Raw genomic sequence first — 16,338 nt, 5'->3', positions numbered from 1 at the left:
CGTCACTTATCTTGATTGAACCGCCGTATACGGAACCGTACGTACGGTGGTGTGAGAGGACGGAGGTTAATCACCTCCTCCTACTCGATTGATACATAACAAAAAAGGAAATATAATCATGAGGAAGACAATTTGACAGCTGACAACGGAGGGATGACATGAGTAAAGACGTATCAAGAAACAAGTTGCTTTGGATTGCCGGGCTTGGTTGGTTATTTGATGCGATGGATGTAGGGATGCTTTCGTTTATTATTGCTGCATTGCAAAAGGAATGGAATTTAACGGCCGAACAAATGGGTTGGATCGGAAGTATAAATTCGATCGGCATGGCAGTCGGTGCGCTCGTTTTCGGATTGTTAGCTGACCGCATTGGGCGAAAACAAGTTTTCATCATTACGCTTTTATTATTTTCGATCGGTAGCGGACTATCCGCACTTGCGACAACGTTAACGGTCTTTTTAATTTTACGTTTTTTTATCGGCATGGGACTTGGTGGCGAACTGCCTGTTGCGTCAACGCTCGTATCGGAAAGCGTTGCTGCACATGAACGCGGGAAAGTTGTCGTTTTATTGGAAAGCTTTTGGGCAGGTGGTTGGTTACTAGCAGCGCTCATTTCATTTTTCGTTATTCCAGCGTATGGATGGCAAATGGCGCTTATTTTAGGAGCTGTACCAGCGCTATATGCCATTTATTTGCGCATCAATTTGCCAGATTCGAAAAAGTTTATGGCGACAAAAACGGAGCGCCGTTCCGTTTGGCAAAATATCGCAGACGTTTGGGCAAAACCGTACGCAAAACAAACGACAATGCTTTGGATTTTATGGTTTTCAGTCGTCTTTTCGTACTACGGCATGTTTTTATGGCTACCGAGCGTCATGGTCATGAAAGGATTTAGTTTAATTAAAAGTTTTGAGTACGTGCTCATCATGACATTAGCGCAGCTGCCGGGTTATTTTAGCGTCGCATGGTTAATTGAACGCATTGGTCGAAAAGCAGTACTGATCATTTATTTAACTGGTACCGCATTAAGTGCTTATTTCTTCGGAAATGCTGACTCAGCTGCGGCATTAATGACGTTTGGAGCATTGTTATCGTTTTTCAACCTTGGGGCATGGGGAGCGCTTTATGCCTATACACCAGAGCAATATCCAACGATCATTCGTGCGACGGGTGCAGGAATGGCTGCTTCATTCGGACGCATTGGCGGCATTTTAGGGCCGCTTCTCGTCGGCTATCTCGTCGCACAAAAAGTATCCATCACGATGATTTTTGCGATTTTTTGTATCGCGATTTTCATCGGTGCGCTTGCTGTTCTTTTCCTTGGCAAAGAAACGAAACAACAAGAACTCGCATAATCATACGAAAAGAAGCTATAATGGTATCATTGTAGCTTCTTTTTTTGAAAGGGGATTTTCTTTTGGGTGTTTCTGTAGTCGTTGCGACATATAACCGATTACTTCCATTAGCAGAATTGTTAGAGTCGTTAAGCAAACAAACGTATAAACCAACGCAAGTCATTATTGTTAATGATGGTGGTCCATCTGTGCAAGCTGCTGTCGATGCATATCCGGAGCTTTCTGTTGAACTCATTGAATTGCGTGAAAATGTCGGTCATGTCGAGGCGCGTAATATCGGTGTACGTGCCGCCACAGAAGATTTTATTATGCTTTGTGATGATGACGATTTACTATTGCCATGCCACGTTGAGCGAATGATCGCTAATATGAATGATGCCGATTTTGTATATTCGGACGTAGAAATTTTTCATTATCGTATTGAAAATGGAGTGCGCATACCGACCGATCGCTTTTTATTTGCATATGAATTCGATTTGCAAGCAATGCGTACATTTTCGACGTATGTTCCTTCAGGGAGCATGTATCGGCGCACAATTCATGATACAATTGGATATTTTGATCCGTACGTTCATAACTATTGGGATTGGGATTTCTTTTTACGTGTGGCGAACGAGTTTCGTGTGAAACGTGTAGCGACAGCGAGCGTCCTTTATGCATTTTCGAATGAAGGCGATCATTTATCGAAGCAAATGAATGAAACGAGACAAATGTATTTAAATCGATTAAGTGAGAAACATCTGCTCGGTCATTTACCGACAAAAAACTTTTGGCTTCTTTTGTCAGAGCCGGAGGTACAAAAGCGACAAGCAACGAGCGAAGTCATATGGAATGGTGAACCGTTTCGTTCCCGTCTCGCCCACTTTATTCATTGTTAGGAGGGGGAAAATGTATTGGTGGAGCATTCAGCAATTATTTCTTTTGCTTTTGTTTTCACCGCTTCTTACTCGTCACGTATTTTATGGGCGCATCAACTCGTTTTTATTGTTTGTTTGCTTCGCTTTTGGAACGACCGTATTTGCAGAATATATGGTGAAGAAAAAAGGAAAACAAACATGGCTATTTGTCGCTGCGCTATTATGTAATGTTTCTGTTTTACTTGTTTTTTCTTTTGCTATGTGAGAAAGCAGAGTCTTTGCGAAGGCTCTGTTTTTTTATTTATGAAAAAGGAATAAAAAGAAAATGTGTCGAAAAACTAAGACAGTTGTATAGTTTTTACTTGACAAATAAACATTCCTATATGATAATTTATATCGAATTATAATTGTTATAATTTATTTTTGCGTTCAGTCATATTTTTCGTATGGCTGGAGCATACTACTAACATGCAAAAAAATGATGCAGGAGGATGATTGACAATGCCATTAGTAGGAAAACAAGTACAACCATTTAAAGCGATGGCGTTCCATAACGGCGATTTCATCGAGGTAACAGAAGAAAACTTCAAAGGAAAATGGAGCGTCGTTTGCTTCTATCCAGCTGACTTTACATTCGTTTGTCCAACAGAATTAGAAGATTTACAAAACGAATATCCAAAATTAAAAGAGCTTGGTGTAGAAGTATACTCCGTTTCAACAGATACACATTTTACACATAAAGCATGGCACGACCACTCACCAGCGATCAGCAAAATCGAATATGTGATGATCGGTGACCCTTCTCAAAAATTATCACGCATGTTCGAAGTGCTTGATGAAGAGACAGGCCTTGCACAACGCGGTACGTTCATTATCGATCCAGATGGCGTTATTCAAGCTGTTGAAATTAACGCTGATGGCATCGGTCGTGATGCAAGCACAATCGTAAACAAAATTAAAGCAGCACAATACGTGCGCAACAATCCTGGCGAAGTGTGCCCAGCAAAATGGCAAGAAGGTGGAAAAACATTAAAGCCAAGCCTTGACCTTGTAGGTAAAATTTAAGGAGGCTTATGTCAATGATATTGGATGCTGAAATTAAAGCACAGCTCGCCCAATATCTACAATTGATGGAAAATGACATTGTGTTAAAAGTGAGCGCGGGAGACGATGAAGTTTCCCGCGATATGCTTGCTTTAGTTGATGAGCTTGCGACAATGTCATCGAAAATTAAAGTAGAGAAAACAACGCTAGAAAGAACACCTAGTTTTAGCGTCAATCGCATAGGGGAAGAAACAGGCGTTGTATTTGCGGGCGTGCCTTTAGGACATGAATTTACTTCTTTGGTGCTTGCATTGCTTCAAGTGAGCGGAAGACCGCCGAAAGTCGATCAAGCAGTCATTGAACAAATTAAAAATTTAAAAGGGACGTATCGTTTTGAAACATACGTCAGCTTAACATGCCATAACTGCCCAGACGTCGTTCAAGCGTTAAATGTGATGAGCGTACTAAATCCGAACGTCTCACATACGATGATTGATGGGGCTGAATTTAAAGAAGAAGTCGAGCAAAAAGATGTCATGGCTGTGCCAACCGTCTTTTTAAACGGTGAACCGTTCGCAAGCGGCCGTATGTCGCTTGAGGAAATTCTTGCGAAGTTAGGAAGCACGCCGGATGCTTCTACTTTTGAGGAAAAAGATCCGTTTGATGTGCTCGTCATCGGTGGAGGACCTGCGGGTGCAACAGCTGCTATTTATGCAGCGCGTAAAGGCATTCGCACAGGAATTGTTGCTGAACGCTTCGGCGGTCAAATTTTAGATACGTTAGGCATTGAAAACTTTATTAGCGTCAAATATACAGAAGGTCCGAAGCTTGCTGCGAGCCTTGAGGAACATGTGAAACATTACAATGTTGATATTATGAACTTGCAGCGTGCAAAACGGCTAGAAAAGAAAGACCTTATTGAAGTAGAGCTTGAGAATGGTGCGATTTTAAAAAGCAAAGCAGTCATTATCGCGACAGGCGCACGTTGGCGCAATCTCGGCGTCCCAGGCGAAGCAGAGTTTAAAAATAAAGGCGTCGCTTACTGCCCACATTGCGACGGTCCGTTATTTGAAGGAAAACATGTCGCAGTCATCGGCGGTGGAAACTCTGGCGTTGAGGCGGCAATTGATTTGGCCGGAATTGCTAAGCATGTGACGGTGCTTGAATTTGCGCCAGAATTAAAAGCAGATGCGGTATTGCAAGATCGTTTATATAGCTTACCGAATGTCACAGTAATCAAAAACGCGCAAACGAAAGAAATTACAGGCACAGATAAAGTGAATGGTATCACATATATTGATCGCGCAACAGGCGAAGAGCACCATATTGAACTTCAAGGTGTATTCGTGCAAATCGGACTTGTACCGAATACCGAATGGTTAGAAGGAACGGTAGAGCGCAATCGCTTCGGCGAAATTATCGTTGATAAGCGCGGAGCGACAAACGTCCCTGGCGTCTTCGCTGCTGGCGATTGTACAGATAGCGCATATAAACAGATTATCATTTCCATGGGTTCAGGCGCAACAGCTTCTTTAGGAGCGTTTGACTACTTAATTCGAAATTAATATGATCAATCCCTTAACTCACTTTGACCCGCTTTACTGCTTATGTAAAGCGGGTTTTGCTTCTCCCCTTGACTCTCCTATTGCGGTTTGATACAATATTAGCCAAATGAAATACAGGTGCAACGATGAAAGATGGATAGTAGCTAAGGTAGTTCTTTTATAGCGAGCTAGGGGTGGTGGAAGCCTAGTAAAGACGCTTAGCGAAACGGCAGTCTGGAGTTGCTTCACGCAAAAGTGGATGCGTTATGCATCAACTAGGGTGGAACCGCGGGAGTTACGCTCTCGTCCCTAGGCGAAAGGCCTAAGGATGAGAGCGTTTTTTGTTTACATTTTATTATAAGGAGGATGAACGATGTCAGTAACGATGGAGCAAATTGTAGCACACGCGAAACATCGCGGCTTTGTTTTTCCCGGTTCAGAAATTTACGGCGGATTAGCAAATACGTGGGATTACGGTCCGTTAGGGACGGAATTAAAAAACAACATTAAGCGAGCATGGTGGAAAAAGTTCGTTCAACAATCACCATACAACGTCGGTTTAGATGCGGCTATTTTAATGAACCCACGCACGTGGGAAGCATCTGGTCATTTAGGAAACTTCAACGATCCGATGATTGACTGTAAACAATGTAAAGCACGTCATCGGGCGGATAAGTTAATTGAAAGCGCGCTTGAAGCGAAAGGGATTGAAATGGTTGTCGATGGGCTTCCTTTTGAAAAAATGGAGCAGCTCATTCAAGAGCACGACATTGCTTGTCCAGATTGCGGCAGTCGCGACTTCACAAACATTCGTCAATTTAACTTAATGTTTAAAACGTTCCAAGGCGTGACCGAGTCGAGCGCAAACGAAATTTACCTTCGTCCTGAAACGGCACAAGGCATTTTTGTAAACTTTAAAAACGTACAACGAACGATGCGCAAAAAATTGCCGTTCGGTATTGCGCAAATCGGAAAAAGCTTCCGAAACGAAATTACACCAGGAAACTTTACGTTCCGCACACGTGAATTTGAACAAATGGAGCTTGAATTTTTCTGTAAGCCGGGCGAAGAATTACAGTGGTTTGATTATTGGAAACAATATTGTGAACAATGGCTTTTATCGCTTGGTATGAAGCGTGAAAACATTCGTTTACGCGATCATTCCGAAGATGAATTGTCCCACTACAGCAACGCCACAACAGATATTGAATATAAATTCCCGTTTGGTTGGGGCGAGCTATGGGGCATTGCATCGCGTACCGATTACGATTTGCGTCGCCATATGGAATATTCAGGAGAAGACTTCCACTACCTTGATCAAGAAACGAACGAACGTTTTATTCCATATTGCATTGAGCCTTCACTTGGTGCAGATCGCGTCACGCTCGCCTTTATGATTGACGCGTATGAAGAAGAGCAACTGGCAGACGGTACGACGCGCACAGTGATGCATCTTCACCCAGCGTTAGCGCCATATAAAGCGGCTGTATTGCCATTATCGAAAAAGTTATCAGAAGGTGCGCGTGCGATCTTTGAACAACTTTCACAACATTTTATGGTCGATTACGATGAGTCTGGATCCATCGGAAAACGATATCGTCGTCAAGATGAGATTGGAACACCGTTCTGTATTACGTATGATTTTGATTCAGAACAGGACGGCATGGTGACCGTGCGCGACCGCGATACGATGGAACAAACACGCATTCCAATTGCGGAATTAAAAAGCTTCTTAGAAGAAAAAATTCAGTTTTAAGCAAAAACAGGCTATCCTATAAAGTAGGGTAGCCTTTGTATTAGAAAGGAGTGCGATGATGAGCATATTGAAAAACGATTGGGCTCCTTTATTAGAAGAGGAGTTTCAAAAACCGTATTATGTGAAATTGCGTCAGTTTTTAAAAGAAGAATATCGAACGAAAACGATTTATCCGGATATGCACGACATTTTCAACGCCCTTCATTACACCCCGTATGCGAATGTAAAAGTCGTCATTTTAGGACAAGACCCATACCATGGGCCGAATCAAGCGCACGGATTAAGTTTTTCCGTCAAACCGGGCGTCGCTTTGCCTCCATCGTTGTTAAACATTTTTAAAGAGTTGCAAGATGACATCGGGTGCTATATTCCAAACAACGGCTACTTATTAAAATGGGCAAAGCAAGGGGTATTGCTTTTAAATACCGTATTGACGGTACGACGTGGAGAAGCGAATTCGCATAAAGGAAAAGGTTGGGAGTATTTTACAGATCGCGTCATTGAACTTGTGAATGAAAAACGTGAACCCGTTGTCTTCATTTTATGGGGACGTCATGCGCAAGCGAAAAAAGCCTTGATCACGAATGAACATCATTACATAATTGAAGCGCCACATCCAAGCCCATTTTCCGCAGCGCGAGGCTTTTTCGGTAGTCGCCCTTTTTCAAAAACGAATACTTTTTTACAACAGACAGGGAGAGAGCCAATTGACTGGCAAATCGAAAACATATAATGAGCGAGTAAATTGTTATGCATGCAAACATTTTTATGTCACGTGGGATGCGCAAATGCCGCGCGGTTGTCGCGCATTCGGTTTTAAAAGCGCGATGTTGCCGTCTATTGTCGTCAAGCAATCGTCTGGTGCGCCTTGCATGAAGTTTGTACAGAAAGAACATAAGGGGAGAAACGGATGAGTTCATCGCGCTCGATCGTCGTTTCCGTCATCGCGATGATTGTCGCCATTATCGCAGGAACGATCGGATTTATGTTTTCAGAACAATTAACGTTTTTTGATGCACTTTGGTTGACAGTTGTCACCATTTTAACGGTTGGTTATGGCGATACAGTGCCACAAACGTTTTATGGCAAACTGTTTGCCCTTATCATTATTCCGATTGGTATTGGCATTGTGACATATGCGACAGGGGCAGTCGTGTCGATGATGATGGAAGGGGAATTTTCAAAAACGGTTCGGAGGCGAAAAATGAAAAAGAAAATAGAAGCGATGACAAACCATATTATCGTATGCGGGTTCGGTCGTGTCGGGGAACAAGTCGTACGTGAACTTGTCAAAAACGGGACAGCTGTCGTTGTCATCGAGCGGAATACGGATCGGTTAGAAGAAATGAATGATCCGATTCCGTATGTCGAAGGGGATGCGACAGAAGATGACGTGCTGATTGCAGCAGGTATTGAACGAGCGGCAGGGTTGGTCGCCGCATTGCCTTCAGATGCCGATAACGTCTTTATTTCCCTCACAGCAAAAGGGCTAAATCGCGACATTCAAATTGTCGCGCGCGCCGAGCGACCGGAATCGGAAGAAAAGTTGCGGCGTGCAGGTGCTGATAAAGTCATTAACCCATCGTTTTTGAGCGGTCGCCGTATGGCGATGACAATGTTAAAACCTGTCAGTGTCGATTATGTCGATACGATTTTTCACGGCCATGCAGAGCAATACGCGATTGAAGAAGTGACAATTGAGCCGCATTCTTCATTTGTTGGGACATCTGTCCGCGATCAAGCGGTGCGCACGCGCTTTCATGTGACGATTATTGCGATTCAGCGTCAAAACAACATGATTGGTAACCCAACGCCAGACGAGCGGTTTTTCGTTGGAGATGTCCTGATCGTATTCGGTGAAAAACGAGCGCTAGAGGCGTTTGAACAGGCGGTAAATAAAAAATAAGCAGCCAAATCGGGCTGCTTATTGTAATGCATAAATTCTTGCTTCGTGCGGACGCATATAAAGCGTTGTGCCTTCTTCTTTTACATCTGTATAATTGCCGAGCAAAAGATGGCGGTGAGCCGAAGCAAGCTCTTCTGGCAACTCATATACGTTGTCGTTGTCGCAATGGTTTAAGACGATGAGCCAACGAACGCCATCGAGCTCGCGCGTGTAAGCGTAAATGTACGGATCATTTTCCGAAAAATCGCGGAACGTTCCGTACACCATAACGGCATGTTGCTTGCGCAATTGAATGAGCTTTTTATAGTAATAATATACAGAGTTCGGATCCGCTAATGCTTGTTTTACATTGATTTCTTTATAGTTCGGATTCACTTTTAGCCAAGGTGTTCCTGTTGTAAATCCAGCATGTTCGCTATCATCCCACTGCATTGGTGTACGCGAGTTATCTCGGCTCAGTAGCTGCAAGCTTTCAAGCACTTCTTTCGGATCGCGACCTTTTGCGACTTCTTCTGCATATTTATTTTTCATCGCAATGTCGTTATAGTCTTCGATCGTGTCGAACTTGACGCCAGTCATGCCAATTTCTTCACCTTGATAAATATATGGGGTTCCCGGCAACGTATGCACGAGCGTAGCGAGCAATTTTGCTGATTCGACGCGGAACTGTTTATCGTTTCCGTAGCGCGTCACTTGTCGCGTATGGTCGTGATTGTTTAAAAACTGCGAGTTCCACCCTTTGCCCCACAATCCTTCGTACCAACGTTTTTGAATTTGTTTAAAACGAATCGGATCCCATGTCGGCATTTCGTCGCACACTTCAAAGTGGAACAAAGTATGTAGTTCGTTTCGGTCTTCTCCGACATATTTTAATCCTTCCTCTGGCGATACGAAAGCGACTTCTCCGACGGTGAAAATATCATAATGTTTTAATACTTTTTCGTGCATTTCTTGTAAATAATCATGCACGCCTGGATTGTTTGTTAAATAACGAATGTCATACGGGTTTTCGGCATCTGGGAATCCTTCAGGTTTGGCTAGTAAGGCAATCGCATCTAAACGGAACCCATCGATCCCTTTATCTAACCAAAAACGCATCATTTTATAAATTTCTTCACGAACTTCTTCGTTTTCCCAGTTCAAATCTGGCTGTTCTACCGCAAACGAATGGAAATAATACTGTCCTGTTTTTTCATCATATTCCCATGCGGATGGAGTAAAGTACGAGCGCCAGTTATTCGGTTTGTCGCGCCATATGTACCAATCGCGTTTCGGATTGTCTTTTGACGAACGAGATTCAATAAACCAAGGATGTTGATCAGATGTATGGTTCACGACAAGGTCCATAATTAATTTCATTCCACGTTTATGCACCTCGTTCAGCAAGCGGTCAAACGTCTCCATATCCCCTGCTTTATCCATGATGCGATAGTAATCAGAAATGTCGTATCCGTTATCTTTATCAGGCGACTCATAGCACGGATTCAGCCAAATGACATCCACCCCTAAGTCGCGAATGTAATCGAGTTTTTGAATAAGCCCTTCTAAATCGCCATACCCATCACCATTTGAGTCAAAAAAGCTGCGCCAATACACTTGATATACGACGGCTTCTTTCCACCATGTCCGTTTCATTTGTTGTCACTCCTTTTTTAAGCGTTTTCAATTTGAAAAGTTGCTATGTATAAGATACCATTGTTGTAAAGGAAAAAGAAGTAGGGAGTGAAAACGTTTTGGACATATCGGTGACAAATGTATTCGCAAAGATAGAAGAAGAAATCGCAAAAGCAAAACATGCGTCATCATCGCAAGCGGTGTGTGAACATATATATGCTGTTCGCGCATTGTGCGACATTATTTTGCAACAACCATCACCAAGCACACAAGAAGTGACTTTGCCGCAACCGACAACAACCGAACGATTAGATATCGGTGCCGATGCGAACGGACGATCATTACTTGATTTTTAGGAGGGGAAAACATGAAACTATTTACAATCATCGCTTCAATGAGTGCAGCGCTATGTGTGGCGCTAGGAGCGTTCGGAGCACACGTGTTGGAAGGAAGAATTCCAGAGCGATATATCGACACGTGGCAAAAAGCCGTTCAATATCAAATGTTCCATACGATCGGTTTGTTTCTCGTTGCGTTGCTGGCGACAAAATGGCCGCACGTGACGCCTGCTGGTTGGTTTATGCTTGCGGGAATCGTTTTATTTTCAGGTAGTTTATACGTACTAAGCTTAACACAAATAAAAATACTTGGGGCGATTACGCCGTTTGGGGGCGTGTCGTTCATTGTTGCATGGCTATTTTTAGCATATATCGCGATCAAACAAATGTAAAACGAGGCGCTGTGGACGCCTCGTTTTTAACGTGGAGCATATGTGCTTAATCCGACACCAGATGCAAATGGATATTCATAATTAATTTCTTCATCAAATGTGACATAGTCGAGATAAATCATTGGTAATAAATAACGCATTCCTGTTTGTGGATCGCTTAAAATGAGATGGTCGCGACCTGCTGCTTCAATGACACCGCGGAAAATTTTCGCATTCCATTCACGATTGTTTTCAAACGTCATATAAACAGTCGCAATTTTGCCTTTGTTTAAGCGCAAAATGTTTTCAATGTACGATTCTTCGATTGGAAGCATGCCGGGAAGCGGCTGACTGGCGGTTGTCGGTGTTTGCATCGCCCCTGTTTGTGGTGTAAACGTTGGTGTAGGCATGCCAAACGGATATGTTGGCATTTGGTATGGATAGTAGTACGGATACGAATAATACGGCATTTGTTGACGTTCATCACTCATTGAAACCCCTCCTTCTTAATATACGCGTGGACAATTAGAACGCGTCGGTGCATAAAAACAATGTGACTTAAAACGTCCCGTATTCCATTGATTAAACCATTGTGGCGGGCAATTGCCATCTGGTCGGAAAAACCAAAGCGCATTCGTTGCCGGATGAAAACGTTCCCCGCGGATGACACGACGGGCGAGACGTATGTCTTGTTCACGCGCCCGTTGATAAAAATACCCTTTTTGTACCGCTTCAAATCCCCCAGGGCTTTGAAATACCATTTGGCGAATGGTACGAAGCCCTTCAAAGTCTAAACAGTTTGCGCGTACGCGGTTCACTCCAACATTCCCAACCATTAACATGCCGAGCTGTCCGTCTTCCTCCGCCTCTGCGCGCATAAGACGGGCAAGCAATTTGACATCTTCTTCTGTATACGCAACAACAGCCATCCCTTCACCTCACTTTATGAAAATCGCTATTAGCCTATGATGAGACATACGAAAATGTGAGGAAAGTCGTCATTGTTATATGTATGAAAGAGATAATAAAAAAAGACCTCCAAACCGGAGGCCTACACATGTAAAAACTGTTCCATTTTTTCTTTCGGTAAAATGTTGCCGACGAAGAAAGAGCCGAATTCGCCAAACCGTGCGCTCACTTCATCGAAACGCATTTCGTACACAAGCTTTTTAAATTGAAGCACATCATTTGAAAAGAGCGTCACGCCCCATTCATAGTCATCAAAGCCGACCGAACCGGTAATGATTTGTACGACTTTTCCAGCATATTTTCTTCCCGTCATGCCGTGTGCGCGCATTAAATTGCGGCGCTCTTCCATCGGAAGCATGTACCAGTTGTCGTTTCCTTGACGGCGCTTGTCCATCGGATAAAAGCAAACGTGGTTCGTTTTTGGTAAGATCGGATATAAACGGCGACGCACTTCTGGATTTTCGTATGGGTCGCCTGCCTCTGCCGGCAAGTAATTGCTTAATTCAACCACAGAGACGTATGAATAAGCAGGTACGAGATATTCAGCGAGCTTTGTTTTATTAATTGCTGTTTCAATTTCATGAAGCTCTTCCATCGTTGGACGTAAAAGCATGAACATCAAATCTGCTTTTTGCCCCATAATTGTGTAAATCGCATGGCTGCCTTCATTTGCAGCTTCTGTTTTTTCCCATTTTTCCACTAATGTGAAAAACTCTTGTATTGCTTCTTGTCGCTCTTCATTTGTGAGCGTTTTCCAAGCCGCCCAATCAACCGTGCGGAAATCATGCAGACAATACCAACCGTCTAACGTTTGTGCTGCTTCGCTCATGTCCAACACTCCTTTTGTTATGTACTACCGAAATTGTATCATATGTGTTTCGTTTATGCCAAACGCACTATTTGAACCGTTTATAAATAAGAAAAGCAATGATCATGACAATGCCGCCAACGATCGTGATCGTTGTAAAATGTTGTTCAATAAATGTTTTCGCTTGAGCGCCTAAGGTGAAAATAATAAGCCCTTCTGCGAAAAAGCGCGCCCCACGACCGATGAACGACCAAAAAAGCAGCGTGCGAATGTTGACGTTAGAAATGCCCGAGAAAATAGTAAACACTTTATACGGAATAGGGGTAAACCCAGCGATAACGATCGCCATTGCCCCGTATTGTTGAAAATATTGTTCTACCTTATCCATTTTTTCATCAGAGATAAAATAACGCAAAATCGGTCTGCCGAATTTTTTCCCAATGTACCACCCGAGCAGCGCACCGAATACAGAAGCGACTGTTGTTAAAAAGGAAAACCATAACGCTTTCTCTGGTTGGGCAATGCTTAACGGAATTAATAACACATCAGGCGGAATCGGAAAAAATGAAGATTCTGTAAACGAAACGATAACGAGACCGATGACGCCAAATTCAAGCAACCATTGTTCAAGATGATGAATCCATTGTGACATATGATAACGCTCCTTTATTTGTACATGTTCCTTAACAAATATATCACTTTTTAGGCTATATATCACTCAAGATAAAAAACAGAATTGTTATAAAAAAAAGACTATTTTCGTTTGTGGTGTAATTCATTGCTTTTCGTCTCAATAAGAGTATTCTAATAGATAGACGAATTTTTTTAAACTAAGGAGGAACATTTCGTGAGTGATTTATTTGCAGCCTTAAAGCAAAAGGTGGCAGGAAAAAATGTAACGATCGTGTTTCCGGAAGGACTAGATGAACGTATTTTGACAGCTGTCGGACGTCTAGCGGCAGAAAATGTATTGCATCCGATTGTTATCGGCGAGCAAGAAGCTGTCGTTCAAAAAGCAAAAGAACTTGGTTTGACGCTTGAGAAAGTAGAAATCATCGATCCGCGTACGTACGAAGGAATGGATGAGATGGTTGCTGCGTTTATTGAACGTCGCAAAGGAAAAGTGACGGAAGAAGATGCGCGCAACATTTTACTTGATGAAAACTACTTCGGTACGATGCTTGTGTATATGGGGAAAGCGCACGGGCTTGTGAGCGGTGCCGCGCATTCGACAGCGGATACAGTTCGTCCTGCGTTACAAATTATTAAAACAAAGCCAGGTATTCGCAAAACGTCTGGCGTGTTCATTATGGTGCGCGGCGATGAGAAATATGTATTTGCCGATTGCGCCATTAACATCGCTCCAGATAGCCAAGATTTAGCGGAAATCGCTATTGAGAGCGCACAAACAGCGAAAATGTTTGATATTGAGCCACGTGTAGCGATGCTTAGCTTCTCTACGAAAGGATCGGCAAAATCGCCAGAAACAGAAAAAGTGATTGAAGCGGTGCGCATCGCAAAAGAAATGGCACCAGAGTTAACGCTCGATGGCGAGTTTCAATTTGATGCCGCATTCGTTCCGTCTGTAGCGAAAAAGAAAGCGCCAGACTCTGTTATCCAAGGCGATGCGAACGTCTTTATTTTCCCAAGCTTAGAAGCGGGAAATATCGGATATAAAATTGCCCAACGTCTCGGCAACTTTGAAGCGGTCGGTCCAATTTTACAAGGATTAAATCAACCGGTGAACGATTTATCGCGCGGATGTAACGCCGAAGATGTGTACAAGCTATCACTCATCACAGCAGCGCAGGCGCTTGCGGCGATGGAATAATGAGCGAATTGTTGCGACAACAAACGTGGCGAATGATTGACCATACAACCCTCGGGCCATCGTTTGATGCGAAGCAGTCATTTGCGTTTGATGATGCGCTTTGCGAATCGGTTGGAAACGGTCAATCGCATCCGATCGTTCGCTTATGGGTGCATCATCAGACCGTTGTGCTTGGCATTCAAGATACGAAATTGCCGTACATTGAAAAAGGACTCGCCTACTTACATGAGCACGGTTGGCGTACGATCGTTCGCAACTCTGGTGGGTTGGCGGTCGTATTAGATGAAGGGGTTTTAAACGTTTCACTTATTTTTCCTGATACAAAAAAAGGAATTGACATTGATCGTGGGTATGAGGCAATGGCCGCGCTCATTGCGCGCATGTTGCCAGAAGCGCGCGTGCAAGCGGGGGAAGTTATTGGCTCGTATTGTCCAGGAAGTTTTGATTTAAGCATTGATGGAAAAAAGTTTGCGGGCATTTCACAGCGCCGCATTCGAGGCGGTGTCGCTGTGCAAGTGTATATATGCGCAAACGGAAGCGGCGCGGCACGAGCGGAGTTTATTCGTCAGTTTTATGAGCGTGCGCTTGCGGGAGAACAAACGAAGTTTACGTATCCGACGGTCGTTCCACATACGATGGCGTCGCTTAGTGAATTACTCGGCAAAGAAATGACGGTTTCTGCGCTCGTCATTCGTCTATACGAAGCGCTCCAAGCGCTTGGCAGTAGTAGGCTCGAGCCATCATCGCTCACCACGGAAGAATGGGAGCGATATAACGTGTATTTTCAACGTATGATTGACCGAAACGAGACGATGTTGCCGAAATAAAAAAAAGCTGTCCGATGCGACAGCTTTTTCACTCGGCAATCTTTTCGATTTTTTCCAAGTTTCCGTTACGATCCATTTTGAAAATAGGTGGTTTAAATTCATCCTCTGAAATTTCCATTTGTCTTGCACGGTTAATGATGCGTGCCATCGTTCCGTAATCTTCGCGTAATTCTTCATTTTCTTTTTGAAGTTTTGTAAATTGTTGTTCTAGTTGTTTATATTGTTGTTGTAGTTGTTCGAGCTCAATCTTAAGCTGTTTATTTTCTACGAGCGCTGTTTCTTGTCCGATATACGATTGTTTTAAAGAGTGTAAAAAAGCAATAACATGGTCAAGCGTTAAATGATTTGTTTCGACATGTTCATATTCATTTGCTTGCACTTCTAACGGTTCCATTCCTAACTCTTCAAGCGAAGGAACAGGTGGTGTATAAAGCGGCCGTTTTCGCAATGCGTGTTTATTTCCAAGTGCTCGCTGCCGTTGTTTTCGAAACTTTTTCGCCATTTGTAACGATTCTTCATATTGTTGGCGGACGACCGCATTCCAGCGAAACCCGCATGCCGCTGACGTACGATTCAACTTATCGCCCACTTCTTCAAACGCATTTAATTGCGTGCTCCCTTCGCGCACATGGCGCAACACCGTTTCAGCTAGCAATAAATCTTCTTCTTCAGTCCAAGCATCTTGTCGTTTTTTTGTCATGAAAAAAACCCCTTTCGCATTCTTTTACTTTCATAATCACCAAAAAACGAGAAATATATACTATTTTTCAAAGGAAATAGATGTAGCTTGCATTGTTCGCGCATACGCGTTAGAATACTCGTTAGCGAAAAGGAGTGAGGACGGTATGCAAAATGAATTTCGCGTCTGTGACGACTGTCAAGCGACGAATTTAAAAACGTTGTTGCCAAGGTTAAAAAAATTAGATCCGAACGCAACAATCGAAATTGGCTGTCAGTCGTATTGCGGTCCAGGTCGAAAAAAAGTATTTGCGTTCGTCAACAATCGACCTGTATCGGCGATGACGGAAGACGAGTTAATCGAAAAAATTGCTGCGAAGTTGAAAAAATAAGGTGGCGGTTACCGACCAAGGGGCATTCTATGCGAGAGGAATGCCTTT

20 protein-coding genes are annotated in these 16,338 nt (G+C 43.2%); 14 read left to right on the top strand and 6 right to left on the bottom strand.

Annotated elements, in window-relative coordinates; genetic code table 11:
- Window positions 1-158: 158 nt before the first annotated feature.
- The 9 genes from EKC99_RS10675 to EKC99_RS10635 all read left to right on the top strand — a co-directional run bounded on the left by EKC99_RS10675 (window position 159) and on the right by EKC99_RS10635 (window position 8,462).
- Complete coding sequence (locus EKC99_RS10675; RefSeq protein WP_019416458.1) at window positions 159-1,355, top strand: MFS transporter; 1,197 nt, start codon at window positions 159-161, stop codon at window positions 1,353-1,355.
- Window positions 1,356-1,417: 62 nt separating this feature from the next.
- The gene (locus tag EKC99_RS10670) at window positions 1,418-2,233 is read left to right on the top strand and encodes a glycosyltransferase family 2 protein (RefSeq protein ID WP_019416457.1); all 816 of its coding nucleotides are present in this window, start codon (window positions 1,418-1,420) and stop codon (window positions 2,231-2,233) included.
- Window positions 2,234-2,243: 10 nt separating this feature from the next.
- Window positions 2,244-2,477, top strand: a complete 234-nt coding sequence (locus EKC99_RS10665) for a hypothetical protein (protein ID WP_019416456.1) — start codon at window positions 2,244-2,246, stop codon at window positions 2,475-2,477.
- Between the two features lie 236 nt (window positions 2,478-2,713).
- Window positions 2,714-3,277, top strand: coding sequence for an alkyl hydroperoxide reductase subunit C (gene ahpC / locus EKC99_RS10660; protein WP_009361017.1), 564 nt, complete (start codon window positions 2,714-2,716; stop codon window positions 3,275-3,277).
- Window positions 3,278-3,291: 14 nt separating this feature from the next.
- Entirely contained in the window at window positions 3,292-4,821 is a 1,530-nt protein-coding gene (gene ahpF, locus EKC99_RS10655) for an alkyl hydroperoxide reductase subunit F (protein ID WP_163151809.1), read from the top strand.
- A 352-nt stretch (window positions 4,822-5,173) separates the two neighbouring features.
- On the top strand, window positions 5,174-6,556 hold the full coding sequence (locus EKC99_RS10650; RefSeq protein WP_009361015.1) for a glycine--tRNA ligase: 1,383 nt from the start codon (window positions 5,174-5,176) through the stop codon (window positions 6,554-6,556).
- Window positions 6,557-6,614: 58 nt separating this feature from the next.
- Window positions 6,615-7,289: a uracil-DNA glycosylase gene (locus EKC99_RS10645; protein ID WP_009361014.1), complete on the top strand. Its 675-nt coding sequence runs from the start codon at window positions 6,615-6,617 to the stop codon at window positions 7,287-7,289.
- Complete coding sequence (locus EKC99_RS10640) at window positions 7,264-7,470, top strand: hypothetical protein (protein ID WP_019416453.1); 207 nt, start codon at window positions 7,264-7,266, stop codon at window positions 7,468-7,470. Before EKC99_RS10645 ends, EKC99_RS10640 begins: the two co-directional genes overlap by 26 nt.
- A complete protein-coding gene (locus EKC99_RS10635; RefSeq protein WP_035064403.1) occupies window positions 7,467-8,462 on the top strand; it encodes a potassium channel family protein in 996 nt (331 codons plus the stop codon). The genes EKC99_RS10640 and EKC99_RS10635 overlap by 4 nt, the downstream gene beginning before the upstream one ends.
- Before the next feature lie 18 nt (window positions 8,463-8,480).
- Here EKC99_RS10635 and EKC99_RS10630 read toward each other — a convergent pair whose 3' ends face one another.
- Window positions 8,481-10,097 carry a glycoside hydrolase family 13 protein gene (locus EKC99_RS10630; RefSeq protein WP_035064406.1) on the bottom strand — a complete coding sequence of 539 codons (1,617 nt, stop codon included), beginning with the start codon at window positions 10,095-10,097 and terminating at the stop codon, window positions 8,481-8,483.
- A 98-nt stretch (window positions 10,098-10,195) separates the two neighbouring features.
- On the opposite strand from EKC99_RS10630, the gene EKC99_RS10625 reads away from it, so the two are divergent.
- On the top strand, window positions 10,196-10,432 hold the full coding sequence (locus EKC99_RS10625; protein ID WP_035064408.1) for a YwdI family protein: 237 nt from the start codon (window positions 10,196-10,198) through the stop codon (window positions 10,430-10,432).
- Between the two features lie 11 nt (window positions 10,433-10,443).
- The gene (locus EKC99_RS10620) at window positions 10,444-10,806 is read left to right on the top strand and encodes a DUF423 domain-containing protein (RefSeq protein WP_009361010.1); all 363 of its coding nucleotides are present in this window, start codon (window positions 10,444-10,446) and stop codon (window positions 10,804-10,806) included.
- A gap of 26 nt (window positions 10,807-10,832) precedes the next feature.
- Here the strand turns inward: EKC99_RS10620 and gerQ are convergent, their stop codons facing one another.
- The 4 genes from gerQ to EKC99_RS10600 all read right to left on the bottom strand — a co-directional run bounded on the left by gerQ (window position 10,833) and on the right by EKC99_RS10600 (window position 13,214).
- On the bottom strand, window positions 10,833-11,276 hold the full coding sequence (gene gerQ / locus EKC99_RS10615; RefSeq protein ID WP_009361009.1) for a spore coat protein GerQ: 444 nt from the start codon (window positions 11,274-11,276) through the stop codon (window positions 10,833-10,835).
- A 15-nt stretch (window positions 11,277-11,291) separates the two neighbouring features.
- The gene (locus EKC99_RS10610; protein WP_035064412.1) at window positions 11,292-11,714 is read right to left on the bottom strand and encodes a cell wall hydrolase; all 423 of its coding nucleotides are present in this window, start codon (window positions 11,712-11,714) and stop codon (window positions 11,292-11,294) included.
- Window positions 11,715-11,836: 122 nt separating this feature from the next.
- Complete coding sequence (gene hemQ / locus EKC99_RS10605; protein WP_009361007.1) at window positions 11,837-12,583, bottom strand: hydrogen peroxide-dependent heme synthase; 747 nt, start codon at window positions 12,581-12,583, stop codon at window positions 11,837-11,839.
- Between the two features lie 67 nt (window positions 12,584-12,650).
- Entirely contained in the window at window positions 12,651-13,214 is a 564-nt protein-coding gene (locus EKC99_RS10600) for a YqaA family protein (protein WP_035064415.1), read from the bottom strand.
- 195 nt (window positions 13,215-13,409) lie between these two features.
- On the opposite strand from EKC99_RS10600, the gene pta reads away from it, so the two are divergent.
- Complete coding sequence (gene pta, locus EKC99_RS10595) at window positions 13,410-14,393, top strand: phosphate acetyltransferase (protein ID WP_035064418.1); 984 nt, start codon at window positions 13,410-13,412, stop codon at window positions 14,391-14,393.
- Window positions 14,390-15,220, top strand: coding sequence for an octanoyl-[GcvH]:protein N-octanoyltransferase (gene lipL, locus EKC99_RS10590; RefSeq protein WP_305793592.1), 831 nt, complete (start codon window positions 14,390-14,392; stop codon window positions 15,218-15,220). Before pta ends, lipL begins: the two co-directional genes overlap by 4 nt.
- Before the next feature lie 28 nt (window positions 15,221-15,248).
- Here the strand turns inward: lipL and EKC99_RS10585 are convergent, their stop codons facing one another.
- Window positions 15,249-15,920, bottom strand: a complete 672-nt coding sequence (locus EKC99_RS10585; protein ID WP_009361003.1) for an RsfA family transcriptional regulator — start codon at window positions 15,918-15,920, stop codon at window positions 15,249-15,251.
- A gap of 145 nt (window positions 15,921-16,065) precedes the next feature.
- Here EKC99_RS10585 and EKC99_RS10580 point away from each other — a divergent pair, with 145 nt between their 5' ends.
- Window positions 16,066-16,290 carry a YuzB family protein gene (locus EKC99_RS10580; RefSeq protein ID WP_003397078.1) on the top strand — a complete coding sequence of 75 codons (225 nt, stop codon included), beginning with the start codon at window positions 16,066-16,068 and terminating at the stop codon, window positions 16,288-16,290.
- The last annotated feature ends 48 nt before the right edge of the window (window positions 16,291-16,338 follow it).

This window comes from Anoxybacillus sp. MB8, from assembly GCF_011006755.1.
Lineage (GTDB): Bacteria > Bacillota > Bacilli > Bacillales > Anoxybacillaceae > Anoxybacillus > Anoxybacillus gonensis.
This window is presented reverse-complemented; position numbering and strand designations above follow the sequence as displayed.